24 protein-coding genes are annotated in these 25,318 nt (G+C 63.5%); 16 read left to right on the forward strand and 8 right to left on the reverse strand.

The window, feature by feature from the left end:
* The first annotated feature begins 204 nt into the window (after positions 1 to 204).
* The 6 genes from ACIGJE_RS12920 (at position 205) to gmk (ending at position 5,672) form a co-directional block, all read left to right on the forward strand.
* Positions 205 to 441, forward strand: a complete 237-nt coding sequence (locus tag ACIGJE_RS12920) for an acyl carrier protein (protein WP_068287214.1) — start codon at positions 205 to 207, stop codon at positions 439 to 441.
* Between the two features lie 255 nt (positions 442 to 696).
* Positions 697 to 1,956 carry a beta-ketoacyl-ACP synthase II gene (gene fabF, locus ACIGJE_RS12925; protein WP_311933174.1) on the forward strand — a complete coding sequence of 420 codons (1,260 nt, stop codon included), beginning with the start codon at positions 697 to 699 and terminating at the stop codon, positions 1,954 to 1,956.
* Positions 1,957 to 1,985: 29 nt separating this feature from the next.
* Entirely contained in the window at positions 1,986 to 2,363 is a 378-nt protein-coding gene (locus ACIGJE_RS12930; protein ID WP_483677615.1) for a hypothetical protein, read from the forward strand.
* Positions 2,364 to 2,521: 158 nt separating this feature from the next.
* Complete coding sequence (gene mltG, locus ACIGJE_RS12935) at positions 2,522 to 3,961, forward strand: endolytic transglycosylase MltG (RefSeq protein WP_367625637.1); 1,440 nt, start codon at positions 2,522 to 2,524, stop codon at positions 3,959 to 3,961.
* A 161-nt stretch (positions 3,962 to 4,122) separates the two neighbouring features.
* Positions 4,123 to 5,010: a YicC/YloC family endoribonuclease gene (locus tag ACIGJE_RS12940; RefSeq protein WP_367625638.1), complete on the forward strand. Its 888-nt coding sequence runs from the start codon at positions 4,123 to 4,125 to the stop codon at positions 5,008 to 5,010.
* Positions 5,007 to 5,672: a guanylate kinase gene (gene gmk, locus ACIGJE_RS12945; protein ID WP_311933171.1), complete on the forward strand. Its 666-nt coding sequence runs from the start codon at positions 5,007 to 5,009 to the stop codon at positions 5,670 to 5,672. The genes ACIGJE_RS12940 and gmk overlap by 4 nt, the downstream gene beginning before the upstream one ends.
* A 2-nt stretch (positions 5,673 to 5,674) precedes the next feature.
* Here gmk and rsmA read toward each other — a convergent pair whose 3' ends face one another.
* The 5 genes from rsmA to lptF all read right to left on the reverse strand — a co-directional run bounded on the left by rsmA (position 5,675) and on the right by lptF (position 12,280).
* Complete coding sequence (gene rsmA / locus ACIGJE_RS12950) at positions 5,675 to 6,517, reverse strand: 16S rRNA (adenine(1518)-N(6)/adenine(1519)-N(6))-dimethyltransferase RsmA (RefSeq protein WP_311933170.1); 843 nt, start codon at positions 6,515 to 6,517, stop codon at positions 5,675 to 5,677.
* A 2-nt stretch (positions 6,518 to 6,519) separates the two neighbouring features.
* Positions 6,520 to 7,524: a 4-hydroxythreonine-4-phosphate dehydrogenase PdxA gene (pdxA, locus tag ACIGJE_RS12955; RefSeq protein WP_483677618.1), complete on the reverse strand. Its 1,005-nt coding sequence runs from the start codon at positions 7,522 to 7,524 to the stop codon at positions 6,520 to 6,522.
* Between the two features lie 69 nt (positions 7,525 to 7,593).
* The gene (locus ACIGJE_RS12960) at positions 7,594 to 10,038 is read right to left on the reverse strand and encodes an LPS-assembly protein LptD (RefSeq protein WP_367625641.1); all 2,445 of its coding nucleotides are present in this window, start codon (positions 10,036 to 10,038) and stop codon (positions 7,594 to 7,596) included.
* Positions 10,038 to 11,117, reverse strand: a complete 1,080-nt coding sequence (gene lptG, locus ACIGJE_RS12965; protein WP_311933167.1) for an LPS export ABC transporter permease LptG — start codon at positions 11,115 to 11,117, stop codon at positions 10,038 to 10,040. The genes ACIGJE_RS12960 and lptG overlap by 1 nt, the downstream gene beginning before the upstream one ends.
* Complete coding sequence (lptF, locus tag ACIGJE_RS12970) at positions 11,114 to 12,280, reverse strand: LPS export ABC transporter permease LptF (RefSeq protein ID WP_311933166.1); 1,167 nt, start codon at positions 12,278 to 12,280, stop codon at positions 11,114 to 11,116. Before lptF ends, lptG begins: the two co-directional genes overlap by 4 nt.
* Before the next feature lie 293 nt (positions 12,281 to 12,573).
* Between lptF and ACIGJE_RS12975 the strand changes: the two genes are divergently transcribed.
* The 3 genes from ACIGJE_RS12975 (at position 12,574) to ACIGJE_RS12985 (ending at position 15,147) form a co-directional block, all read left to right on the forward strand.
* A complete protein-coding gene (locus ACIGJE_RS12975; protein ID WP_415083726.1) occupies positions 12,574 to 14,070 on the forward strand; it encodes a leucyl aminopeptidase in 1,497 nt (498 codons plus the stop codon).
* A complete protein-coding gene (locus tag ACIGJE_RS12980; RefSeq protein ID WP_483677620.1) occupies positions 14,067 to 14,579 on the forward strand; it encodes a glutathione S-transferase family protein in 513 nt (170 codons plus the stop codon). Before ACIGJE_RS12975 ends, ACIGJE_RS12980 begins: the two co-directional genes overlap by 4 nt.
* A 121-nt stretch (positions 14,580 to 14,700) precedes the next feature.
* A complete protein-coding gene (locus ACIGJE_RS12985) occupies positions 14,701 to 15,147 on the forward strand; it encodes a DNA polymerase III subunit chi (RefSeq protein WP_367625645.1) in 447 nt (148 codons plus the stop codon).
* 28 nt (positions 15,148 to 15,175) lie between these two features.
* Here the strand turns inward: ACIGJE_RS12985 and ACIGJE_RS12990 are convergent, their stop codons facing one another.
* A complete protein-coding gene (locus tag ACIGJE_RS12990; RefSeq protein WP_415083723.1) occupies positions 15,176 to 16,105 on the reverse strand; it encodes a LysR family transcriptional regulator in 930 nt (309 codons plus the stop codon).
* A gap of 90 nt (positions 16,106 to 16,195) precedes the next feature.
* Between ACIGJE_RS12990 and ACIGJE_RS12995 the strand changes: the two genes are divergently transcribed.
* From ACIGJE_RS12995 to ACIGJE_RS13020, 6 genes are all read left to right on the forward strand, one after another.
* Entirely contained in the window at positions 16,196 to 17,344 is a 1,149-nt protein-coding gene (locus tag ACIGJE_RS12995) for a CaiB/BaiF CoA transferase family protein (protein ID WP_415083721.1), read from the forward strand.
* Positions 17,341 to 18,474 carry an acyl-CoA dehydrogenase family protein gene (locus ACIGJE_RS13000; protein WP_415083719.1) on the forward strand — a complete coding sequence of 378 codons (1,134 nt, stop codon included), beginning with the start codon at positions 17,341 to 17,343 and terminating at the stop codon, positions 18,472 to 18,474. Before ACIGJE_RS12995 ends, ACIGJE_RS13000 begins: the two co-directional genes overlap by 4 nt.
* Before the next feature lie 238 nt (positions 18,475 to 18,712).
* Positions 18,713 to 19,534: a transporter substrate-binding domain-containing protein gene (locus tag ACIGJE_RS13005; protein ID WP_311933159.1), complete on the forward strand. Its 822-nt coding sequence runs from the start codon at positions 18,713 to 18,715 to the stop codon at positions 19,532 to 19,534.
* A gap of 155 nt (positions 19,535 to 19,689) precedes the next feature.
* Positions 19,690 to 20,337, forward strand: a complete 648-nt coding sequence (locus ACIGJE_RS13010; RefSeq protein ID WP_367625649.1) for an amino acid ABC transporter permease — start codon at positions 19,690 to 19,692, stop codon at positions 20,335 to 20,337.
* Complete coding sequence (locus ACIGJE_RS13015; RefSeq protein ID WP_311933157.1) at positions 20,337 to 20,993, forward strand: amino acid ABC transporter permease; 657 nt, start codon at positions 20,337 to 20,339, stop codon at positions 20,991 to 20,993. The genes ACIGJE_RS13010 and ACIGJE_RS13015 overlap by 1 nt, the downstream gene beginning before the upstream one ends.
* A 1-nt stretch (position 20,994) precedes the next feature.
* Positions 20,995 to 21,771, forward strand: a complete 777-nt coding sequence (locus ACIGJE_RS13020) for an amino acid ABC transporter ATP-binding protein (RefSeq protein ID WP_415083716.1) — start codon at positions 20,995 to 20,997, stop codon at positions 21,769 to 21,771.
* Between the two features lie 203 nt (positions 21,772 to 21,974).
* On the opposite strand, the gene ACIGJE_RS13025 is transcribed toward ACIGJE_RS13020, so the two are convergent.
* Together ACIGJE_RS13025 and ACIGJE_RS13030 are read right to left on the reverse strand one after the other, a co-directional pair.
* A complete protein-coding gene (locus tag ACIGJE_RS13025) occupies positions 21,975 to 22,457 on the reverse strand; it encodes an ester cyclase (protein ID WP_415083714.1) in 483 nt (160 codons plus the stop codon).
* Positions 22,458 to 22,477: 20 nt separating this feature from the next.
* Entirely contained in the window at positions 22,478 to 24,337 is a 1,860-nt protein-coding gene (locus ACIGJE_RS13030) for an ABC-F family ATP-binding cassette domain-containing protein (protein ID WP_415083712.1), read from the reverse strand.
* Between the two features lie 322 nt (positions 24,338 to 24,659).
* Here ACIGJE_RS13030 and ACIGJE_RS13035 point away from each other — a divergent pair, with 322 nt between their 5' ends.
* Entirely contained in the window at positions 24,660 to 25,082 is a 423-nt protein-coding gene (locus ACIGJE_RS13035) for a VOC family protein (RefSeq protein ID WP_311933151.1), read from the forward strand.
* Positions 25,083 to 25,318: the final 236 nt, after the last annotated feature.

Raw genomic sequence — 25,318 nt, forward strand, 5'->3', positions numbered from 1 at the left:
GATGCCCGCTGGCAATGGCATTTGAAGTGTGTTAATCACCGCCGAGGGACATTCCGATGGCCCCTACGAATGTGATTGTCCGGGATAATCGGAGGTCAATCGAAGGATTGGCCCCGGCTCAAGGAACTATCCAAACACCGACCGCCTCACCGGCGGCGGAATAAAGTGCCGGCAGGCAGTCTTGGTTTATCAAAGGAACGAAAAATGAGCGATATCGCAGACCGCGTGAAGAAGATCGTGGTTGAACACCTCGGCGTCGATCCGGACAAGGTCACCGAGAATGCGAGCTTCATCGACGATCTGGGCGCTGACTCGCTCGACACGGTTGAGCTGGTCATGGCTTTCGAGGAAGAGTTCAACTGCGAAATCCCCGACGATGCCGCAGAGACGATTCTGACCGTCGGCGATGCCGTCAAGTTCCTGACCAAGGCTACGGCCTGAGACGATCGGGGAGCGAAAGCTCCCCGATATCCATCCATCGACCGGCCGGGGGACGAGATTGCATCATTGCCGGGAACCCTGGAGTGACAGCAGGCATAGCGGCTGCCAGTTCAGCGTAAAGGCAATGCGTTCGAGGCATTGGAAGGGCAGCCCTCAGGGCGCCTGCCTTTCAATGCCCGCCTTGCGTCAGGCAATTTTGCGATCAAACGGGTTTGAGTAGCCGGGGAGGGCGATTCCCCGGCCTTTGGAGGTTATATGAGGCGCGTTGTCGTAACAGGTCTCGGCATGGTCAACCCGATGGGTGGCGATGTCGAAACATCGTGGTCCAATCTCCTTGCGAGCAAGAGCGGCATCGTCAAGATCGACCGTTTCGAGACGGAGGATCTCAAGGCGCGCATTGCCGGCCTCATTCCGCATGGCGATGGCAGCAACGGCACCTACAATGCCGATCAGTGGATGGAGCCCAAGGAGCAGCGCAAGGTCGACGACTTCATCGTCTTCGCCATGGCCGCGGCCACCCAGGCGCTCGACGATGCCGGCTGGCATCCCGCCTCACAGAAGGACCAGGAAGAGACCGGCGTCCTGATCGGTTCGGGCATTGGCGGCCTGCAGGGCATTGAGGATGCCGCGATCACGCTTCGCGATCGCGGTCCCGGCCGCATCTCGCCCTTCTTCATTCCCGGCCGCCTGATCAACCTGGCCGGCGGCCAGGTCTCCATTCGTCACGGCCTGAAGGGGCCGAACCACGCGGTGGTCACGGCCTGCTCGACCGGTGCGCATGCCATTGGCGATGCCGCCCGCCTGATCGCGCTCGGCGATGCCGAGGTGATGGTGGCCGGCGGCACCGAATCCCCGGTCTGCCGTCTCGCCCTTGCGGGTTTTGCCGCATGCCGTGCGTTGTCGACCGGCTTCAACGACGAGCCCACACGTGCCTCGCGCCCCTATGACCGCGATCGCGACGGTTTCGTCATGGGCGAGGGCGCCGGCTGCGTGGTGCTCGAAGAGTATGGTCACGCCAAGGCGCGTGGCGCCAAGATCTACGCCGAAGTCATCGGCTATGGCCTCTCCGGCGATGCCTATCACATCACTGCGCCGTCAGAAGACGGCGACGGCGCCTTCCGCAGCATGCAGATGGCAGTGAAGCGGGCAGGTATCTCCGTCGGCGAGATCGACTACATCAACGCCCACGGCACCTCCACCATGGCGGATACGATCGAGCTCGGCGCCGTCCAGCGCCTGCTCGGAAATGCGTCCGCGACGGCCTCGATGTCGTCGACCAAATCGGCGACCGGCCATCTGCTCGGCGCTGCCGGTGCGATCGAAGCGATCTTCTCGATCCTGGCCCTTCGCGACCAGATCGTGCCGCCCACCATCAATCTGGAGAATCCCGAAGTGGAGACGCCGATCGATCTGGTGCCGTTGCAGGCGCGCAAGCGCGAGGTGAATGTGGTGCTCTCCAATTCCTTTGGCTTCGGCGGCACCAACGCCTCCTTGATCCTGCGCAAGGCCGATTGATCCTCTGCCCGAGCAGAGCGCGTACAGGCGTGAACGTCGATTTGCTCGGGTTCTTTGTTTTCGAGCCAATCCAGCGGATCGGCTCGGGCGTCCTTGCGGTTCCTGGTACTTCCGAGAAATCGCAAAACGCGTGGCGCATGGCAGGCATGGGGGAGCTGGCCGGCATTTCTGCCATATTCGCAGGGCATGCCCGCCGGAGCAGAGGTGATACGGCTTCCGGTTTCGGCAATCGGAGGTCGCCTTATTGTTCGTATTTTGATGCATTTTCGCCGAAACACACTGGTATTTGTGCGGCAAAGCGCATTTTGGCAAAGGCCGTGTTTTGCTCTAACTCTTTGTTTCGACGCGTTTTTGCGATTCTTGGCGATTCTGTGGGAACACAGGGCGCCTCGGGCATGGCACAATAGATCCGCCAGTTGCCAGGCTCTGCGGCCCGCGGTCGAGGCGGGCAAATATGTAGGCGTACGAGGTTTCTATGGTCGATGATCGGGATGATTCGGGACTAGCGAACGAACGCTCGCGCTCCTTCGGGAAAGGTGCTGCCGGCTCGCGCGGATCCCGCAACATGATCCAGCCCGATGCCGTCGCCAAGCCGCCGACACGTTCGAGCGCCGTGCGCAATCCCTTCGTGGTCGCGGGCAACGCGATCTTCGTCCTGCTGATGCTGATCGCCATCGGCGGCTATTTCGGTCTGCGCCAGTTCACCTCGCCCGGGCCGCTCTCCGAAGCCAAGACCGTTTATGTGCCCAAGGGCAGTGGCCGTGACGAGATCGCCGATTCCCTCGAGCGCCAGGGCGTGATCGACAGTGCCACCGTCTTCACCACCGGCGCGTTGATCCTGGGACATAGCAATCTCAAGGCGGGCGAATACGCCTTCAAGCCCGGCGCCTCGATGTATGACGTCATGAACATCCTGGTGGACGGCAAGGTGATCCAGCATTCGATCACCATTCCCGAGGGCCTCACCAGCCAGATGATCATCGATCGTCTGAGCCAGGACGACCTGCTCACCGGCGATGCCCCGCCGGTGCCGCCCGAAGGAGCTCTCCTGCCCGACACCTACAAATATGAGCGTGGCACCACGCGCTCGGCCATGGTGCGCAAGATGCAGGAAGAGCAGAAGGCCCTGGTCGATCAGATCTGGAAGCAGCGCGCGCCCAATCTGCCGCTGAAGAGCCCGGCTGAGATGGTAACGCTGGCCTCGATCGTCGAGAAGGAGACGGGCCAGGCGGATGAGCGGCCCCATGTCGCGAGCGTCTTCATCAACAGGCTGCAGAAGAACATGCGCCTGCAATCCGATCCGACCGTGATCTACGGCATGGTCGGCGGCAAGGGTAAGCTCGACAGGGCGCTGACCAGCGCCGACCTCTCGCAGCCGACGCGCTTCAATACCTACACCATAGCCGGCCTGCCGCCGTCCCCCATCGCCAATCCCGGCAGGGCCGCCATGCAGGCCGTGGCGACCCCCTTGGCGACCAAGGATCTCTACTTCGTTGCCGATGGCACGGGTGGGCATGCCTTTGCTCCGACTCTGGACGAGCACAACAAGAATGTCGCCAAATGGCGCCAGTTCCAGCAGCAGGGCGGCAATGCCACCGTCGCACCGCCGCAGCCGACACCTGCGCCGGCACCGGACAATGCCGCAGCGGCGCCGGCGCCAGCCCCGGCCGAGGCCCCCGCAGCCAAGCCACCGGCAAAGCCTTGCAAGAAAGGCAGCAAGGCCTGCAAGCAGCAGACGGAGGCCGAGGCGCCGTCTGCACCCACGCCGCCACCGGTACCAACTCCGTCACCAGCACCCGCTCCGTCACCGGCACCTGCAGCCGATGTCCCGCTGCCTGCTCCTTCGGCGCCCCCGGCTGCAGAGGCGCCGGCCGCACCCAATGCCGACCCGGCCCAGGCTGGCAAGCCCAAGAAGGGCGGCTTTGACGATCCTGTCGCCAATACCAACCATGACCCGCTGCTCGACAAGACCTTCGATCTGAATTCGCCGCAGTCGGTGCAATAGGCTGGCTGCGTGCGAGCCGCTTGAGCGCGGGGCCGCGGGGCTCTATCTTCCGTCAGGCTTATTCGACGCGCTCGCGGCGCGTCGGGAGCGAGCGCTCAGTTCCGGTTGCCGGTGAAATCCGTCCGGTCGGATGCTGAAATCACCGTATGGAACGTTGGAAGATGTCCGTTGTCAGCATGACCGGCTTTGCCCGGGTGGAAGGACAGACCGGCGCGAACCGCTGGGCCTGGGAAATCAAGACCGTCAATGGCAAGAGCCTCGACGTCCGCTTCCGGTTGCCGCCCGGATTCGAGGCGCTGGAGGCTTCGGCACGCGCCGCCTTGGGCGCCGCCTTTGCTCGCGGCTCGTGCCAGATCGGCCTGTCGCTGAAGCGCGATGCCGTGGCGCCGGTGGTGCGTATCAACCAGGCGGTGCTCGATGCCATCGTCTCGGCGATGGCCGAGGCCTCGCACAAGGTCGATGCGGCGGCGCCGCGCCTCGATGGCCTCTTTGCCATCAAGGGCGTGCTCGAGGTCGAGGAGCAGGAGGAGGACGAGGCGGGACGCGCCGCGCTGCAGGAGGTCCTGCTGGAGGGGTTCGCCAGGGCCGTAGCCCAATGCGCCGAGATGAGGCGGCGGGAAGGGCAGGCGCTCGCCCGCGTCCTGCTCGGCCGTATCGACGAGATCGAGGCCCTCACCCGTGAGGCGGACACCAATCCAGCGCGCCAGCCCGCGGCCGTGCGGGAGCGGCTTGCCGCCCAGATTGCCGCCCTGCTCGACGCCTCGTCGTCGCTCGACCCCGACAGGCTGCACCAGGAGGCGATCCTGATGGCAGCCAAGGCCGACATCCGCGAGGAACTCGACCGGCTGCATGCGCATGTTGCCGCCGCGCGCGATCTGCTGGCCAAGGGCGGCCCGGTGGGACGGCGCCTCGACTTTCTCGCGCAGGAGTTCAACCGGGAAGTCAACACCCTTTGCTCCAAGGCGAATGATGTCAGCTTGACCGCGACCGGTCTTTCTCTCAAAGCAGTGGTCGAGCAATTCCGCGAACAGGTTCAGAATATCGAATGAGTAGCACTGCGTCCGTTCCCCAGCGCCGGGGCCTCCTGCTGATCGTTTCCTCGCCCTCCGGTGCCGGCAAGACCACGCTGACACGCCTTCTTCTGGCCGAAGACAAGTCGATGCATCTGTCGATCTCGGTAACGACGCGGCCGCGCCGTGGCAGCGAGATTGACGGCGTGCATTATCGCTTCATCGACGCCGGTAGCTTCGAGACCATGCGCGAGAAGGGCGAATTGCTGGAATCGGCCAAGGTACACGGTAATTACTACGGCACGCCGGCCGGGCCGGTGGAAGAGGCCCTGGCCGCCGGGCGTGATGTCCTGTTCGATATCGACTGGCAGGGCACCATGCAGATCTACAACAAGATGAGGCCGGATATCGTCTCCGTCTTCGTCCTGCCGCCGTCGGTGGCCGAACTCAAGGCGCGGCTGGAGCGGCGGGCCGAGGATAGTCCCGAGATCATCCTGCAGCGCCTGCAGAATGCCCGCGTCGAGATCAGCCACTGGACGAAATATGACTATGTGCTGGTCAACACCGACCTGCAGACGACCTATGCCAAGCTCAAGGAAATCCTCGACGTCGAACGCATGAAGCGCCAGGACAAGTCGCAGGTCGGCCAGCTGGTTGATACGCTGAAGGCCGACCTCGACGCACTCACACGCGGGCGCTGACGCTACTTCAAGGCATGCGCCAGCGCGACGAAGGCGGCGACCGGGACTTCCTCGGCGCGCATCTCCGGGCGCAGGCCCGCATCGGCCAGCGCGGCCGCGAGGTCACCACCAAGCCCTTTGAGGCTCTGGCGCAGCATCTTGCGCCGCTGGCCGAAGGCGGCCTGCGTGATCCGCTCCAGGGCCGCCGGAGTACAGGGCAGTGGCGCCGGACGGGGGCGCAGATGCACCACAGACGAGGTGACCTTGGGCGGTGGCACGAAGGCACTCGGCGGCACGTCGAAGACGATTTCCGCTTCCGTCCGCCATCCGGCCAGGACCCCGAGGCGGCCATAGGCCCCGTCCGCTTCGGTGGCCACGATGCGCTCGGCAACTTCCTTCTGGAACATCAGCGTCATCGACTGGAACCAGGGCGGCCAGGGCTCGGTCTTCAGCCAGCCGATCAGCAGGGGAGTCGCCACGTTGTAGGGCAGGTTGGCGGTGATGCGCACCGGCCCTTCCAGCCCGGCGATCAGCGCCGGCCAATCCGCTTCGAGGGCATCGCCGGCATGGACCGTCAACCGGCCGGGATAGTGGGCCGCGATTTCGGCAAGGGCCGCCAGGCAGCGCTCGTCGCGTTCGACGGCGACCACATGGCGAGCGCCGCAGGCCAGCAGAGCGCGGGTCAGGCCGCCGGGACCGGGGCCGACCTCCACGACATTCACCCCCTCCAGCGAGCCGCCCGCCCGCGCAATCTTGGCGGTGAGGTTGAGGTCGAGCAGGAAGTTCTGGCCGAGGGACTTCTTGGCCATCAGCTCGTGCTGTCGGATGACCTCGCGCAGCGGAGGAAGGTTGTCGATCTGGGCCATGGTCAGCGGGACATCCTGTCGGCCAGCGCCAGGCTGGCAAGGAAGCTGGAAGGGTTGGCCTTGCCGGTACCGGCAAGGTCGAAGGCCGTGCCATGGTCGGGCGAGGTGCGTATGAAGGGCAGGCCCAAGGTGACGTTGACGGCCTCGTCGAAGGCGAGCGCCTTCGCCGGCGCCAGGGCCTGATCGTGATACATGCACAAGGCGACGTCAAAGCCCTGGCGCGCGCGAGCATGGAACATGGTGTCGGCGGGCAGGGGACCGCGAGCGTCGATGCCGGCCGCTCTCAGCCGGGCGATTGCGGGCGCGACGACGGCATTGTCCTCCCGGCCCAGCGTGCCATTCTCGCCGGCATGCGGGTTGAGACCGGCGACCGCGAGCCGCGGAGCCATGATGGCGAAACGAGCCTTGAGATCCTGGGCAACGATCAGCCCGGTCTCAAAGATCAGCTCCTCGCTGAGGGCTGCGGGCACCTCGGCCAAGGGAATGTGAATGGTCACCGGCACCACGGCCACCGTTTCGGACCAGATCATCATCACCGGCTTGCCGTCGTGGCCCCAATGGCGGTGCGCCAATTCACCCAGGAATTCGGTATGGCCGGGATGGCTGAAGCCGGCGCGATAGAGCACCTCCTTCATGATCGGAGGTGTGACCACGGCCCGGGCCTGCCCGCGGCGAACAGACAGCACGGCGCGTTCGATCGACTCGATGACCGCGGCGGCACCGGTGACATCGGGCCTGCCGGGCTGGTCAGGGGCGGGATTGGCCAAGGGAACCACAGGAAGGCCACGTGCGAAGGCTGCGAATGCGCCGGCTTCGTCGGTCTCGACGATGGTCAGATCGAGACCGATGCGCCGAGCACGGTCCGATAACAGGCCGGGATCGCCATAGACGAAGAAAGGCGCGGCTTCGCGGCGGGCTGAGGCTGCCGTCACGATCAGCTCCGGGCCGATGCCTGCCGGTTCCCCCATGGTCAAGGCAATTGGCAGCGAGGACTGTTCGGTCGGCATGATCAGGTCAGATGAGCTCGCTTGCATGAGCGGGCCAGCCCCGGGCGGGGCAGGCCGGCTCGCTTCGTCTCAGAAGGTCTTCAGATTGCCGTAGCGGTCGGTATAGCTGCTCGGCTTGGTGACATTGAGATTGTCGAAGTCGTTGTTCCAGATCTTGTCGGTGAATTCCTTCGGACTGCCGCTGACACCCAGGCCGCGCAGCTGCAGCTGGAACTGCACCGTGGTGTCGTATTTCAACGACGTGGTGTCATAGGAGCGCGAGACGCTCATGCCGAGTGCAATGCAGGCGTCGACATAGGTCAATCCGGCATAGCTCGACGAGAATTTCTTGGTCCTCATGTCGTAGAGAGCGCCGGCACTGGCAATCCAGTTCTCGCTCAGCTTGAAGGCGGCCTTGCCGTTGATGCCTTCGCGATCGTCGAGCCCCAGCAGGGGCTGGGCATCGTAGCGTGCATAGATGATGTCGGCCTTCAGGCGCCCGATCGTGCCGAGGGCGCCGACCTCGAACTGTCGCATGTCCCAGTTTTTCTGGTCGAAGCGGGCACCCGACAGGATCGCGAAATTGTTTACCGGCTGCAGATAAACACGCGCGACATAGTCGGAAATGTTGCGATCCAGGCCCGATTGCAGGCCCGTATTGGCCATGTCGCCCCTGGTGAAGGAATTGGTGCCGCCGAAGGAGTAGGACTGGCCGAACATGGCGTTGTAGTAGCCGCCGCCATTGGTGGTCAGCGAATATTGCAGGCCGGCATTGACGCGAGAGCCATCCTCGGCCCGATCATAGCCGGAATACTTATCCCAATCGAACAGGTTGGTGTCGTCGAAGATCAGGCTCTGGGCGTCTTCGTTCGGGAAGACGCCGCTCTGCATCGCCTTGGGGCGCAGGATGACCTGCGCGATCGGTTCGATGATCTGCGTGCCCCAATCGGATTGCGAGATGAAGGGGTAGCGATAATCGAGGCCGATGGCCGGCACCAGGCGCGCCGCAGTGTCGTTCTTCTTGTTGCTGACGAACTGGTCGGCCGGATTGCCGTCGAGCTGGGTGAAGCCAAGATCGCCGCGAACATAGGCGAAGGGGGTCCACTGCTGCCCATAGGTATCGGTGAAGGTCTTCTTCCAATAGGCATTGATCGAGGCGCGCGTATAGGTGCCATCGATGCCGCGCTGCAGGCAGTTCGTCCGCGTCTTCGGCGTGAGATTGTCGCAGTTGTAGCCCAGGATGTTGTCGAAGGCGGCCTGCTGGCGGGTCAGGCTGGTCAGATTGAGGTTCCAGCCGAGTTCGCCGCCGAAGACCGGGCGGTCGACGATGTAGTCATAGTCGAGCACAGGTGCGACGACGGGCAGCTGCTTCTGCACGTCGGCCGTGGTCAGGCCCTGGAAATAATAGGCGCGCAGATCGAACCAGGATTTGGTGCCGACGCCGGTCAGATAGACGGTGGAGGTTGCCTCCGTCTTGCCCCGCAGATTGTCGAGGCGGTAGTCGCGCCAGTAATATTTGTCGCTCAGCAGCGAGCCGTCCCAGCCGAAACGCCATTTGTCGTTCAGCCAGAATTCACCCTTGGACGAAATCGAGCCACGCCAGTTCGGCCTGCCGATATCCTCATTGGCGAACTTGTCCGGGTCGCTGATGAAGGCGCCCGACGCCATCACCGAATAGGCGCCGTTGAGCGTACGATGGCGCCATTCGATCTGGCCCGTCGGACCCTGGCTGCTGGCATAGCCGGGCGTCAGGGTCAGATCGTAATTGGGTGCGAGGTCGATGAAATAGGGCAGTTCGAGGCCGTAGCCGATCCGCGAGGAGTGGAAATAGCGCGGCGTGATGAAGCCGCTCTTGCGGGTGACGGACGGGTCGGGGGTCGACATATAGGGCAGGTAGGCGATCGGCAGTCCGAAGAACTCGAAGCGAGCATCTTCGAAATAGATCATCTTCTCCTGCTGGTTGTGGATGACCTTGACGGCCTTGATCTGCCACAAAGGCGGCTTCTGCGGATTGTCGGCACAGGGCGAGCAGGCCGAATAGACACCGTTCTGGAACACGGTGACATTGCCGCCGGTGCGCTCGGCCCGGTTGGAGGCGATATAGAGTTCGTCCGCCGTCACCATCTTCAGCGAATTGACGAAACCGTCCCTGAAATCGTCGGTCAGGTCGAAATTGTCGGCATAGGTCTTGGTGCCGTCGGCTTCGGTGATGACGACATTGCCATTGGCCCGCACGCGCTTGGCCTTGCGGTCATAGACCACGCGGTCGGCCTGCAGGGCGCGGCCGTTGTAATAGATCTGCACCGTGCCGATGGCGGTTACGACCTCGTTGTCCTGGTCATACTGCATCTCCCTGGCCTTGAGGACCATGTTGGAGCTGCCCTGACCTCCGGCACCATCGGAACGCGCACCCAAGGGCCCGAGCAGGTTCTCCTGGGCATGGGCTTTCGACGGCAACAACGCAAACGACAGCGCTGCAACCGCGACGGTGGTGCACAGCATGGTCGTAAGGAAGTGGCGAGCTGATACGCGCATCAGCCATCCTCCTGGTTAAGCAACACGGTAAATCCGATCAGGGCCGCAACGGCAGCCGGAGTCCAAGCGGCGACGGCCGGCGCAACCAGCCCCGCAATGCCCAGATCCTTGGCCATTTTGGTTACGACATACAGCAAGAAACCCGCCCCGATTCCACTCAAGATCATCACACCAATACCGCCAAGACGCGCAAACCGCAGCGATACCGTCGCGGCGATCAGCACCATCGCTACGAGCAGCAGGGGACGAGCTAGAAGCGTCTGATATTGCAACCGGTAGTCATTTGCATCAAGTCCCGCGGCGCCCTGTTGTGCGATTGATGACGGGAGTCTCCAGAAAGACACGCTGTCCGCAGACACCGCAAATTTCTGGTCAACCTGGGACTTGGTCAAATTACTAGGAAAATCAATGCTTTCCGACGTTTTGACCGGTTGGTTGGGAATGAATTCCTGGACGTTGGATAGATGCCAGGCGCCCTTGTCAAGTTTTGCGGTATCGGCTTCCAGCCGCCTGACAAAGCGACCGTCGGCATCGAGGGCATAGATGGTAACGCCCGTCAGCGTGCCGTCGTCGCTGTTCTCCGCCGAAGTATGGATGACGGCCTGGCCGTCGCGGATCCAGCGGCTCTTGTCGTCGTCGCGGATCTGGCGGGCGCCGAAGACGCGGGTGTCGAGAAGATCGCTTCTGGTTTTCAGCGCCGCCGACAGCGGGTTGAAGGCAATTGCCGCAAGGATGCCGAGGAGGATGGCGCAGATGATCGGTGGGGCCAGGAATTGCCAGACCGACAGGCCGGCGGCACGCATCACCACCAGCTCGAGCCGCAGGCTGAGATTGACGAAACAGATGATGGCCCCGAACAGGAAGACGAAGGGCAGGGTCTGCTCGATGATGGACGGTGTTCGCAGCAGGGACAGGGCCGCGATCGAGCCCACGGACACGCGGGGCAGGTCGCTGGCGCGCCGACTGGTCTCGGCAAAATCCAGCAGGAAGATCATGACGAACAGGAAGGCAAGCACGCCGAAAATGGCGATCAGAAAGCGCTTGCTGAGGTAGCGGCCGAGGGTGGAGGTCATGATCATGCGCGCGCCGTCCGGTTGGCGAGGCGCGAAGTCAGCTCATTGTACCAGTTCGTCACTCCGCGCGGCAGCGACAGGCGCAGATGGCCGGTGATCACGGCAAGGCAGATCAGCGAGGTCAGGATCGGCACGCCGAATGCGATATAGACGCCGCCGGCCGAATGCACGCTCAGGCTCTGCGTGGCAATGAAGCCGAGAATGCGCACCACCAGCACGCTCAGAATGGCAAAGCCGATCGCGCTGGCTCGCCCCTGGCGGGTGGTGCGCGCCTGGCCCAGGAAGGCAAGGGCGACCAGCATGAAGGCAATCGGATAGAGGGGAGCGGTAAACCGGTCCACCAGTTCGCCGCGAATGCGGCCGCGTTCGGCCTGTCCCTTCATCTCGGATGGCTGGGTATTCCACAGTTCGCTGGTGTAGCGGTCACGCGGCTTGTAGTTGATGGTGTCGTTGTCGTCGCGGGCGAGCTGCGAGAGGTCGAACTGATACTGCTCGAAGGTGACGATGGAGGCGTCGGAGGAAGCGCCGCCTTCCTGCTGCTGCAGCGAGCCGTTGTTGAGAACCAGCACCAGCCCCGTCGCCGTATCGACGATCTTGCCGGTTCCGGCGATGTAGGTCTTGGTCTTGCCCTTGTCGCGGGCATCCTGCACGAAAATGCCGAGCAGCGTCCCGTCGGGCTGGCGCTCACGGATATGGAAGGTGAAGCCGCGCAGGGCAGTGAACTGGCCTTCCTTGAGGAAGTGCTGCACTACGTCGGCCGCTGCCGCGACGCGCCAGGCGGTCAGCTCATGCTGGCTGGCGGGCTGGATATAGAGGGTGACGGCGGCAATTCCCGCAGCGACGAGACCGGTAATGCCGGCAAAGGGCGTGATCAGCCGGGAGGGGGAATAGCCCGCAGCGTTGAGGACGACGAGTTCAGAGCCGGCATTGAGCCGCTGCAGCAGCCACACGGCCGCCAGGAAGACCGCCAGCGGTGCGACCACGACTACCAGCGCCGGCAAAGCGAGCGAGCTGATGGCCAGGAAGACCAGCACGGACTGGCCTTGTGCCGTCATGACGTTGAATTCGCGCAGGGCTCCGACCATCCAGGCAAGGAGCGTCAGCACGACGAGGCAGACCAGAAAGGCAAAGCCAAACTGTCTGGCAATATATCGGCTGACGAGGTTCATTGCCTTTTCGGGTCTCCTACCCGTTGCTTGTAGCCTCGTGCTAGGCAGGAGGCGAGACGTTTGTATGGCAGGACCGAGGCTGCAAGCGAATTGTTGTAGACATGGTTACGGATTGACATGCAAAAGTCCCAACAAGCCGTCAACCGCGCGGCAGCTTCCAAGCCGATTCCTTCTCCCCGAGCCATTGGCGCGGGGAGAAGGAATCGGCAGAATATCAACCGCTTGCAAAGTTTCTCGATAGTGTCCACGAATGGGCGATAATTGAGAAACTTCGCTTGGAATGGGCATCAATTATGGTTTCCGAATTGAAACTGTCTTTTTCAAAAGTCGAGAAAATTGCCGACGGCATTGCCGTCATATTCACAAATATCGATTTGGCGGTATCGCCTGAAACGGAAGCTGCTCTACCGGGTATCGGCAGTCTGGTCAAACGTGCGGCTTCCGCCGATAATTTCAAGGGGAAGGCGCTGACCTCCCTCGACATTCTTGCGCCCTTGGGCCTGACGGTGGATCGTGTGATCGTGGTTTCGCTCGGCAAGGCCGAGGACAGCGCCCGCACCGATTGGGTCAAGGCCGGAGGCAATGTGGTCGGCAAGCTGCCGGCTTCGGCAAAGTCGGCGACTGTGGTGCTGGACCTGCCGGATGCCGCCATCACCGCCGATCAGGTGGCTGACTTCACCCTCGGCGCCCGGCTGAGGGCCTACAAGTTCGAACGCTACAAGACGCGCAAGCAGGACGATGCGGCGAACAAGGTGCTGGAACTGACGATCGCCAGCAGCGTCGATGGCGCAGCCAAGAAGGCCGGCAAGTCGCGCGAGGCGATCGCCGACGGCGTCAGGCTCGCGCGCGACCTGGTCAACGAGCCCCCGAACGTGCTCTACCCCGAAGCCTTCGCCAAGCGGGCGGCCGAACTGGAGGAACTCGGCGTCGAAATCGAGATCCTCGACGTCAAGGCGATGAAGAAGCTCGGCATGGGGGCGCTGCTCGGCGTCGGTCAGGGCTCCGAGCACGACAGCCGGCTGGTGGTGATGCGCTGGAACGGCGCCAAGAATCGCGAGGCCAAGCCGGTTGCCTTCATCGGTAAGGGCGTAACCTTCGACACCGGCGGCATTTCCATCAAGCCGGCTTCCGGCATGGAGGACATGAAGGGCGACATGGGCGGTGCGGCCTGCGTGGTCGGGCTGATGCATGCGCTTGCCGCCCGCAAGGCCAAGGCCAATGTGATCGGAGCCATCGGCGTGGTCGAGAACATGCCGGACGGCAATGCCCAGCGCCCGGGCGACATCGTCACCTCGATGTCGGGCCAGACCATCGAGATCATCAACACCGATGCCGAGGGCCGGCTCGTGCTGGCGGATGTGCTCTGGTACATCCAGGACAAGTACAAGCCGCAATTCATGATCGATCTCGCCACCCTCACCGGGGCCATCATGGTGGCGCTCGGCCAGGAATATGCCGGCCTCTTCTCCAACAATGACGAATTGGCCGGGCGCCTCTTCGTGGCCGGGCAGACGACGGGCGAGCGGGTCTGGCGCATGCCGCTCGGCCCGGAATACGACAAGCTGATCGATTCCAAATTCGCTGACATGAAGAACACCGGCGGCCGCAATGGCGGCTCGATCACCGCCGCCCAGTTCCTGCAGCGTTTCGTCAACGAGACGCCCTGGGCCCATCTCGATATCGCTGGCACCGCCATGGGTTCGCCCGCCAGCGACGTCAACCGCAGCTGGGGTTCGGGCTGGGGCGTGCGCCTGCTCGACCGGCTGGTGGCGGAGCATTACGAGGGGTGAGGATCACGCTGTTCGGCACGCCTGACAGCGTCTATACGCGGATCATCCGGCTGGTTCTCGATTTGAAGAATGTCGGTCATGACTTTGTCATGGCTGACATTTTTGACGACAGGGGTATACCGGATGATTATGAACGGCGCCATCCGTTCCGGCGTATCCCGAGCATCGAGATCGATGGCACGGTCGTCTATGAGACCGACGCCATTGCCCATTATATAGAGGCACTGCTTCCCGATTCTTCGTTGGTGCCTGCGGATGCACGCACCGCGGCACGCATGCGTCAGATCATGCGCGTTGTCGATCATTACGCCTATCGACCGCTTGTCTGGGGAATTTACGTGCCGCTGTGGTGGCGTGATGGCACGATGCCCACTCGAGAGATGCTGGCGGAAGCCGAGACGGCATTGCGTGCCTTGCAAGAATTGGTGGGTGAGGGGGGCGTGGGACTTTCTCCCAACCTGGCTTGGTGCTACCTCGCGCCGGTCCTGGCCGTTGCCGACAGTGTCTAGGCCGGAAGCGAGTTGATCGCTCGCGTACCGGTTCTGAAAGAATGGTGGCATTCCGTGCGGAACGCGCCTGCCATGGTGAGGACACGCTCCCGGGAGAGCCACTATTGAGAAAGGCGAGGCGATGACGGAATTGCTCTTCTATCATCTGCAGCGGGCCCCGCTCGAACGGGTTCTACCGGGCCTTCTGGAAAAATCCCTGCAGCGGGGTTGGCGCTGCGCGGTGCAGGGGCCGCAGGAGCGGCTGCGTGCACTCGACGACGTGCTTTGGACCTATAATGACGAAGCCTTTCTGCCGCATGGGCTGGAGAGCGACGATGGTCCCGCCCAGCCGATCGTGCTGGTGACGCATGAGGGCAATCCCAACGGCGCTGCGATCCGCTTCCTCGTCGATGGCGCGCCCTTGCCGGCGGATGCCCCGAGCTATGAGCGCATCGTGCTGATGTTCGACGGCAATGACGCCGATGCGGTGCAAGGGGCGCGGGATCAGTGGAAGCAGGCCAAGGAACTTGGCTTTGCTGCGACCTATTGGCAGCAGAGCGACGAGGGACGCTGGGAGAAGAAGGCTTAGGCCAGGTCCGACCGGATCGGCAATCGATCTAGGCGCACTGCTGTCCCTCGGCCGACGAAGTTTCCTGGCTCTGCCCGAAATGCGCGCGGACATGGTCGATGAACGCGCTTGCCATCCAGGTGATCGGAAATTGGCGCGGTGTGATGATCGCTGCCTTCTGCGGGGGGAGCGCATCCTCGAGTTCCACGATGGCCAGCGGCAGGCCATCCTCGCTGACACCGGACCGGGAACGTGTGGTCAGCAGCGCGATGCCGAGACCGTTGGCGACGAGGCCGCGTACCATGTCGATCGTGCGTGCTTCCATGCCCAGGGTAGGTGTCACACCCGCCTGGCGGAACAGCGCCAGGAAATAGTCGCGGCTGTGCGGCAGGTTGATGAGGATCAGGGGCCACGCGGCGACGTCCTGCAGCCGGACGCGACGCTTGTCGGCAAGCGGGTGACCGGCCGGAACGAGCACGTAGGGCTGGAATTCCGCGACCGTCTCGGCCGCGCCGGTTCGGCCGAGGTCGAGATCGTAGAGCAGAGCGACCTCGATCAGGCCATTGTCGACCAGCCGGTGCAATTCCTCGATGTCGCCCTCTCGCATCCGCACTTCGACATGTGGGTGGGAGTGGCGAAAGGCGCTGATGATCGGCGGCATGTGCAGCGGGCCCAGCGTGGTCAGGCAGCCGACGTCGACGAAGGTCTGACGCCCGGACGAAACGCCGGGGGAGGCGGCCCAGGCATTTATCTGCGAGAGAATGGAACGGGCTTCGGCAAGCTTGTCGCGTCCGGCCTGGGTGAGGACGAGGCCCTGAGCGTGGCGGCGCACGAACAGGGGTTGACCGACCCTTTCCTCCAATTGACGGATCGCCACGGAAATCGCCGGCTGGGAGACATGAAGGGCGCGTGCCGCCTGCGCCGTGCCCTCATGCTCGGCGGCAGCCACGAAATAGCTCAGTTGGCGGACGGTGACCATGAATAGGAAAAACTTATTCTCTTAATGCAATAAGAATATTTGCCTTTATTCATGGGCTGTCAAATCCTGCGCAGGCATCAAGGAGCAGCCATGACTGGATTTGACCTGCCGCTCGAGGGCCTCGTCGTCCTGGACTTCTCGCGCGTGCTTGCGGGCCCCTTCGCCACCGCCCTTCTCGCCGACGCCGGCGCCGATATCATCAAGGTGGAGGGAAGCGCCGGCGACGACTATCGCCATGTCGGCCCGTTCGTCGGGGATGACAGCGCCATGTTCGAGTTTGCCAATCGCGGTAAGCGCAGCATCGTGCTCGACCTCAAGGCCGAGGCCGACCGTATCACGGCGCGGCGGTTGGCCGCCCAGGCGGACGTCGTGGTCGAGAATTTCCGGCCGGGCGTCACGTCCCGGCTCGGCATCGCCTATGCCGATCTCGTCGGCGAGAATCCCGATCTCGTCTATCTCAGCATTTCCGGTTTCGGACAGAACGGCGTCGGGCGTGATCGGCCAGCCTATGACATCATCGTGCAGGCTGAGAGCGGGCTGATGGCGATGACGGGCATGCCGGACGGGCCGCCGACCCTGGTCGGGGAGGCGATCGGCGACATCGGCGCTGGGCTGTATGGCGCCTGGGCCGTTACCGCCGCGTTGTGGCAGCGCGAGCGCACCGGGCGCGGCTGCCATATCGATCTCGCCATGTTCGATGCCCTGCTGTCGCTGCTGCCGACCGGAGCGTGCCGCTATCTGGCGACGGGGGCCGTGCCGATGCGTGCCGGCAACCGTCACCCACTCTCGGCGCCATTCGGGGCCTATCGGACCATGGACGGCCACGCGGTGATTGCGGTCCTCAACGAGAAATTATTTGCCGATTTTGCCGCGACCATCGGGCAGCCCGAACTGGCGAGCGATCCGCGTTATCGCAGCGATTCTCTGCGCTCGGACAATGAACCATCCTTGCGCGTCTGTGTGGAGCGATGGACAGGCGTAAGGCCGACCGGTGAGGTCGTGAGGGTCCTGGCGGCAGCTGGCATACCTGTGGCGCCGATCAGCACCGTGGCACAGGCGATCGATTCCGAGCTGGCGCGCGAACGTGGCCTTTTCCGGCAAGGGAGCACGGTTCCCCTGCCGGAGCAGCCCGCCCATTTTTCGGGCTCCCGGCGTGGCCGGCCCGTGCGAGCCCCGCGGCTCGGCGAGCACACGCACGACATTCTCGCCCGCCTTGCCGCGCAGGAGGAACAGCAATGAATTTCGAACCGGATGCCGACACCCTCGCGGTGGTCGAACAGATCCGCCGCTTCGCCGAGGACGTCCTCAAGCCGAACGCCCGCGAGATCGATGCGAACGGGACCTTCGCGTCACGGCACATACCGGCTCTGGCCGAACTGGGCGCGATGGGCATGAACCTGCCGGAGGCATGGGGCGGCCCCGGCCTGTCGCCGGTGGCGCTCTATCTCGCCGTCGAGGCCTTGGCGGCCGGTTGCGGCTCCACCGTCTCGATGATGACCGCGCATTTCCTGGCGACCGATGCAATCCTCATCGGCGGCGACGATGCGCAGCGCGGCCGCTATCTGCCGGATGCGGCGGCCGGCAGGACATTGGGCGCTTTCGGCCTGACTGAACCGGGGGCCGGTTCCAATCCGGCCGACATGACGACCCGAGCCATACGGGACGGCGCATCGTATCACCTGCGCGGCGTCAAGCATTTCATCTCCAACGCAGCGCATGCCGATTTCATCGTCGTCTTCGCCAAGACCGATGCGGCGGCGGACGCACGCGGCATCAGCGCCTTCGTGGTCGAGCCCGCAAAAGGGGGTGTGAGAATCGGTTCCCCCGAAAAGACGATGGGCCTGCGCGGCGGGCATGTGTTCGAGGTCGAGTTCGACTGCCGCGTCGGCGAGCAGGAGATGCTCGGGCCGGAGGGAAGCGGCTTCAGGACCGCATTGAAAACGCTCGACAATGGTCGCACCGAAGTCGCTGCCATGTGTACTGGAATGGCCGGTGAGGCCCTGGCCATGGCGGTGGAATGGGCCAGGACCCGACGGGTCGGCGGCCACCCCATCGGCGAATTCCAGGGACTGCAATGGATGCTCGCCGACATGGCGACCGAACTCGATGCGGCGCGCCTGATGGGGCTGAGAGCCGCCTCCCTGCGCGAGAAGGGCGAGCGCTTTTCGAAGGAAGCCTCCATGGCCAAGCTGTTTGCCTCGGAAAAGGCCGGGGCGATCATCGACCGCGCCCTGCAGATCCATGGCGGCTATGGCTATTCCCAGGAATTGCCCCTGGAACGGATGGCGCGCGATGTCCGCATCATGCGCATTTACGAGGGCTCCTCGGAGATACAGCGCAACATCATAGCGCGCATGCTGCTCGCCTGAATGTTCCGCGAGTTGATGGAGATCTCAAATCGTAAAGGCGTGCTGCAACGAAGGGGGGGCAAGCATGTGGTTTTGCCGAAGCTTGCCTTGCGCTCCAACGTCTTGATGGTGATACCTCCCCATGATCGATGCGGGGCCGTCGCCGCTTAGAAACTGTTGCGGGGCGATTGCGAAATCCGCTCTCGACGATGCCAAAAAAAGCGGGTTCAATCCAAAGCCTATCCAGGTGGAGAACATAATGAAAATCGGAACCTTATTGCGCGGTGCGCTGCTCGGGCTTGCCCTTGTCGGCGGCTCGGGACTGGCGGCGTCGGCCGATCAGCTGGCCAGCGTCAAGAGCGCCGGTAAGATCGTGACGGCAACGGACATGCACTATGCGCCGTTCGACATGGTCGTCGACGGCACCTATCAGGGCATGACCAAGGACCTGTTCGACAATGTCGCCAAGGAGATCGGCGTCGAACCCGTCTATCAGGACCTGCCCTGGACCTCCCAGCTTCCCGGCCTCGAAGTGTCGAAATTCGACATCGTCATCGCGCCGGTGACGATCACGCCCGAACGGCTCGAGCGCTATACCTTCACCCTGCCGATCGCCGATGCGACCGTCGGCATCGTCAAGGCCGCCGCCAACAAGGATATCAATAAGCCCGAAGACATCGCCGGCAAGACCGTCGGCGTGCAGCAGGGCACGGCGCAGTTCAAACAGTTGCAGGAATTCGGCACCAAGGTCGGCAATGTGACCATCAAGGAATATGGCACGACCGATGAGGCCTATGCCGATCTGGCCGCCGGCCGCCTCGATGCCGTGGCGGGCTCGGCGCCCAATCTTGCCTATCTCGTCAAGCAGCGCGGCGATGTGTTCGCCCTGCCTGAAGTGTCGACCTTCGGCAAGCCGACCTATTTTGCCTGGGTGCTCCGCAAGGGCGACGACAGCGCCAGCTTTGCTGGCGCCATCAAGGATGCCATCGTCAAGATGACCAAGGATGGCCGCGTCAAGGCGATCCAGGAAAAGTGGCTCGGCAAATATACCGAGCTGCCGCTGGAAGTGCCGGCCAAGTGACCTGAGGTGTTTTCCGGTTTGACGGAACTCGTCGGATCGGAAAGGCACGTCGCAATGAAGAGCCGGAGCAAGGTGCGATTCGCGAGGATCACACCTTGCTTTGGGAACGCACGGCATCCTGGTGACGCCGCGCTTCGGTCGCTGGTCCCGTTCGCATGTTTTCGCTGAATGCCTTCGTCAAAAGCTTCCATGCGCTGGCGCTGGGAGTACCCAGTACCCTGATCGTCTCGCTGTTGGGCATCGCGATCGGGCTTCTCGTCGGCGCATTGATCTGTGCCGGCGCCCTGTCGCTCTCGCCTGTATTGCGGCGGGTTGCTGCGGTCTGGATCAGCTTCTTTCGCGGCGTGCCGCTGATGGTACAGCTGCTCTTGATGTTCTACCTCCTGCCGGTTGCCGGCATCAACGTGCCGCCGATGGTGGCGGCCGTGTTGGCCGTCGGCTTGTGCTCCAGCGCCTATGTCGCCGAAATCTGGCGTGGGGCCATCAACGCGCTGCCGCGCGGGCAGGCCGAGGCGGCCGTCGCCATCGGCATGCTGCCGCGTTCGATCTGGACACGGATCATCCTGCCGCAGGCGGTCCGGCTGTCGCTGCCGGCGCTGGTCAACGAGCTCATCCTGCTCGTGAAGGCCTCCTCGCTGGTCTCCCTGGTCGGCATCTGGGAGATCACGCGTGCCAGCCAGGCGGAGGCCGGTGCAAGCTATCGCCCGCTCGAAGCCTATGTCGCGGCGGGATGCCTCTATCTCGTGATCAATCTGTGCCTGGCCGCGCTCGGCCGGTACCTGGAACGAAGGACGGCGGCGTAATGGAGCTGATCGTTCACTACGGACCGGCACTGCTGCGCGGTTTCGGCATGACGGTGCTGTGCTGGCTGGTCGGCACCGCCTGTTCGGTGGTCCTGGGCCTCGTCATCGCCCTGGCCCAGCGCTATGGGCCGGCGCCGTTGCGCTGGCTGCTGGTCGGTTATGTCGAGGCCATTCGCGGCACGCCCTTCCTGGTCCAGCTCTACGTGCTCTATTATGGCGGTCCCGCCTTCGGCTTGCGGCTGGATGCCCTGCCGGCGGGCCTGATCGGGCTGTCGATCTATGGCAGCCCCTATTTCGCCGAGATCTTCCGCTCGGGCTTCAATGCAGTCCCGGTGGGGCAGATCGAGGCGGCGCGCACCATCGGCATGAGCGAGTTCGCCATCGTCAGGCGCATTCTCTTGCCGCTCGCCCTGGTTTCGTCCCTGCCGGCGCTGGTCAATTTCGCCATCATCCTGACCAAGGAAACGGTGGTGCTCTCCACCATCACGGTGCCGGAGTTGCGCTACCAGGTGGACCGGATGATCACCGAGACCTTCCGCTATTTCGAGGCCACCTTGGCGTTGGCCTTGTTCTTCTGGGGCCTGGTGGAACTGGTCTCCCGGCTCGGCCGCTGGCTGGAAGGCCGCGTGACCCACTACATGATCGAAAGACGCTGAGATGGAACAGGCTTCCTCCGTCGAGATCCGCAAGGTCGACAAGTTCTACGGGCCGTTCCAGGCCTTGAAGCAGATCTCGGCCTCGATACCTCCCGGCAAGGTCACCTGCCTGATCGGGCCGTCCGGATCGGGCAAGTCGACCCTGCTGCGCTGCATCAACTTTCTGGAAGAGTATGATGCCGGCGAGATTCGCATCGATGGCCGGCTGATCGGCTACGAGACCCCGGGCGGCAAGCGCATGGGTTCGGGCAAATTGCGCGAGATGCGCCGGCGCATCGGCATGGTCTTCCAGCAGTTCAATCTCTGGCCGCATATGACGGCGCTGCAGAACGTCGCCGAAGGGCTTGTCCAGGTGCGCGGTTTCTCCAAAGCCGAGGCCCAGGCACGTGCGGCGGAGGCGTTGCGCAAGGTCGGCCTTGCCGACAAGATGGCGAGCCATCCCGGCCGGCTTTCGGGCGGGCAGCAGCAGCGCGTCGCCATCGCCCGTGCCATCGCCATGGAGCCCAAGCTCATGCTGTTCGACGAGCCGACCTCGGCGCTCGATCCCGAACTGGTCGGCGAGGTGCTGAATGTGATGAAGCAGCTTGCCGCCGAGGGCATGACCATGGTGGTCGTCACCCATGAAATGGGCTTTGCCGCCCATGTCGGCGATCAGGTGGCCTTCATGGAAGCGGGCGAACTGGTCGCGGTCGATACGCCGTCGGCGATCTTCCACAACCCGGCCGACAAGCGCATCCAGTCCTTCCTGCGGACCTATAACGAGCGCAACAGTTTCTAAACGGAATGCCGAATTTGTCATCCCCGGCCGAGCAGAGCGAGGGGAGGGGATCCAGAACAAACGCACGACACGCAGCCCCTGAATTCCCTTCCCGCCGCCTCCGGCGGAGTCGGGAATGACGGAGAGCTAAATCCTGCAGGCCAATCAACTCCGATGCGGGTTGATATGAAGCCTTAACAGCAGCAGATCTTACGATCGTAAGCCTACCCCTTCAACTGCGCCATGACGCCGGCGATGTCGCCCATGCCCCAATGTTCGGCGATCAGCCCGGCCTCGACGCGGAAGATGTCGCATGAGGTGAAGCGCAGGTGCTTGCCGGTGGGGGCGATGCCGAAATAGAGGCCCTTGTGCGTACCGCTGTAGACGAAGCTGGCCGCTATCTTGTTGCCCTGGCTCACCTGCGTCTCGATCGTCACCTGCAGATCGGGCATGGCGGTGAGGCGGGCCTGGAAGAAGGCCACCGTCGCCTGCTTGGCGCTGAGGTCCTTGCGGGCCGGAGCGGCGGCGCTGGACTGGTTGTTGATGTAGCTCTGCGCGAACAGGGCGGCAAAACCGTTAATGTCGTGGGCATTCAGCCGGGCCGCGAAGCGCTCGGCGGCGTTGGGTTCCTGCGCCTGCGCCGACAGGCTCACGCCGCCTGCAAGGGCCAGCCCGCCCAGGATCGCTAGTCTGCGCCGATCATCCATATCTGTCTCCAGCTTAGGTCTTATGAAGACGCTTCCTCCAGAGCGGCGCTGGCTTCGAGCCAGGCTTCCTCCGCCAGGAGCAGCCTCTCTTCGGCGGTCGCGCGTGCCCTAGCCATTTCGGCCGCCTTGTCGGGCGAGCGCTCGAACAGGCCGGGACGCGACAGCTTCTCGTCGAGATCCACGATGATGGCCTGCAGCTTCTCCATCGCCGCCTCGATCTGCCGGACTTTTTCGCGGTCGGCTGCGGTTTGCGCCCGCCGGGCGGCATTGGCCTGGCGCTGCGTCGGCTCGCCGTTGCGCTCGTTCTTCTCCACGACCGGCTTGGCAAGGACCAGGCGACGATAATCCTCCATGTCGCCGTCGAAGCCCTTGACCGTGCCGTTCGCCACCAGCCAGAGCCGGTCGACGCAGGCTTCGAGCAGATAGCGGTCATGGCTGATCAGGATCACCGCGCCGGGATAGTCGTTGAGCGCCTGGATCAGGGCCTGGCGGCTGTCGATGTCGAGATGGTTGGTCGGCTCGTCCAGGATGAGCAGATGCGGGCCGCCAAAGGTGGCCAGGCCCATCAGCAGGCGGGCCTTCTCGCCGCCGGAAATGTTGGCGACCGGCGTATCGGCCTTGTCGGCGCCGAAACCGATCTGGGCGGTGCGGGCGCGGATCTGCGCTTCGGTGGCGCCGACCATCATCTCGGCGACATGGTCGCGGGCCGAGGCCTGCGGATTGAGTTCGTCGAGTTGGTGCTGGGCGAAATAGGCAACCTTCAGCGCCGAGGAGCGCCGCATGCGCCCCGCCATCGCCGCGAGGCGCCCGGCCAGCAGCTTGGCGAAGGTCGACTTGCCGTTGCCGTTGGACCCGAGCAGGCCGATGCGGTCCTCGCTGTCGACGGACAGGTCGAGCCGCGACAGCACGGTGCGCTCGCCATAGCCGACACTGGCGCCTTCCAGAGCGATGATCGGCGGCGACAATTCCTTGGCGGGCGGCGGAAAGTCGAACGGCCTGACTTCCTCGTCGACGATCGCCGCCACCGGCTCCATGCGTGCCAGCATCTTCATGCGCGACTGGGCCTGGGCCGCCTTGGTGGCCTTGGCCTTGAAACGGTCGATGAAGGACTGGATGTGGCGGCGCTGGTCTTCCTGCTTCTTCCTCAGCTTCAGGCTGAGCGCCTGCTTTTCCCGACGCTGCTTTTCGAAGCCGTCATAGCCGCCGCGATAGAGTTCGAGCCGGCCCTCGGTCAGGTGCAGGATGTAGTCGACCGAGGCGTTGAGGAGATCGCGGTCATGGCTGATCACCACCACGGTGTGCGGGTAGGAGGCGAGATAATCCTGCAGCCAGAGCGTGCCTTCGAGGTCGAGATAGTTGGTCGGTTCGTCCAGAAGCAACAGGTCCGGCTCGGTGAAGAGCAGGGCGGCCAGCGCCACGCGCATGCGCCAGCCGCCGGAGAATTCCGAGCAGGCGCGGCTTTGCGCGGCATGGTCGAAGCCCAGGCCTGCCAGGATGGTGGCGGCCCGCGCCGGCGCAGCATGGGAATTCTTGTCGGCGAGGCGGGTCTGGATCTCGGCGATGCGATGGGGATCGCTGGCGGTCTCCGCCTCGGCCAGCAGGGCCGTGCGTTCCTCGTCGGCCGCCAGCACCACCTCGATCAGGGTTTCCGGCCCGCCCGGCGCTTCCTGGGCGACACGGCCGATGCGCATGCCGCGCGGCACCGAGACGCTGCCGAGATCGGGCGAAACCTCGCCCATGATCATCCGGAACAGGGTGGTCTTGCCGGTGCCGTTGCGTCCGAGGAAGCCGACGCGCGCATCCGGTGGCAGCGCCACGGTGGCGTTGTCGAACAGGACGCGCGATCCCAGGCGATAAGTAAGGCCGTTCACATGCAACATGGCCGGGCTTTTGGCATGAGCCGGGCGGCAGGGCAATCATGCAATGGCCCTATCCTCGAGCTGCATGCGTATTTGGCCGAAATCTTCAAGGCAGGCATCGGGATGATGGCACAGTATGACGGTCGGAATTTGATTTGCGGCTTATTCTTCTCCGTCATTGCGAGCGCAGCGAAGCAATCCAGGAGCCATGAGTGCGCCGTTTTCCGACCCTGGATTGCTTCGCTCTGCTCGCAATGACGATCGAGTCGGGCGTTTCAGACGGTTGGCATAAGCGAATATCGCGGATTCCCCGCAAGCCATGTACGGAGGAGGAGTTTTCATCATGAAACCGTATGTAAGCGTCCTGAGCATCGGCGTGGACGATCTGGAAGCCGCCTTGCATTTCTATCGTGACGGCCTCGGCCTGCCGACCGAAGGCATCATCGGTCGCGAATTCAAGCATGGCTCGGTGGCTTTCTTCGATCTGCAGAACGGCCTGAAGCTCGCCTTATTTCCGCGCGCCAACATCGCCCACGATGCCGGGATCGCGCAGTCGGCGCGCAGTCCGACCGAATTCACCCTCGGTCACAATGTCGGCAGCGAGGCCGAGGTCGATACCGTGATGCAGCGGGCGATCGCAGCAGGAGCACGCCTGGTCAAGCCAGCCCAGAAGACCTTCTGGGGCGGATATGCAGGCTATTTCCAGGATCCGGACGAGCATCTTTGGGAGGTCGTTTTCAATCCGGCCTTTCTGCCGCCGGCGTGAGGACGCGGCGCGGAAGCCACAGGGCATGGGAGAGGGGGCCTTCGCTTTTTAGTAGTCCGCAAGGAGAACTTTCCCGACCTTCCGCTTCGTGAGGTAGGGACTTGGTCTTGCTGAATCTGGCAGTCCGCCACCGCAATTTTTAACCAATTGCTGGGATTGCACTCACGAATCCAGCATTTGATTCATGGTGTTGCGCCAGAATCATGATACTTCATCTGTCTGTGGCGAGTGGGGAG

The organism is Labrys sp. E2SS-1L (genome assembly GCF_057073705.1).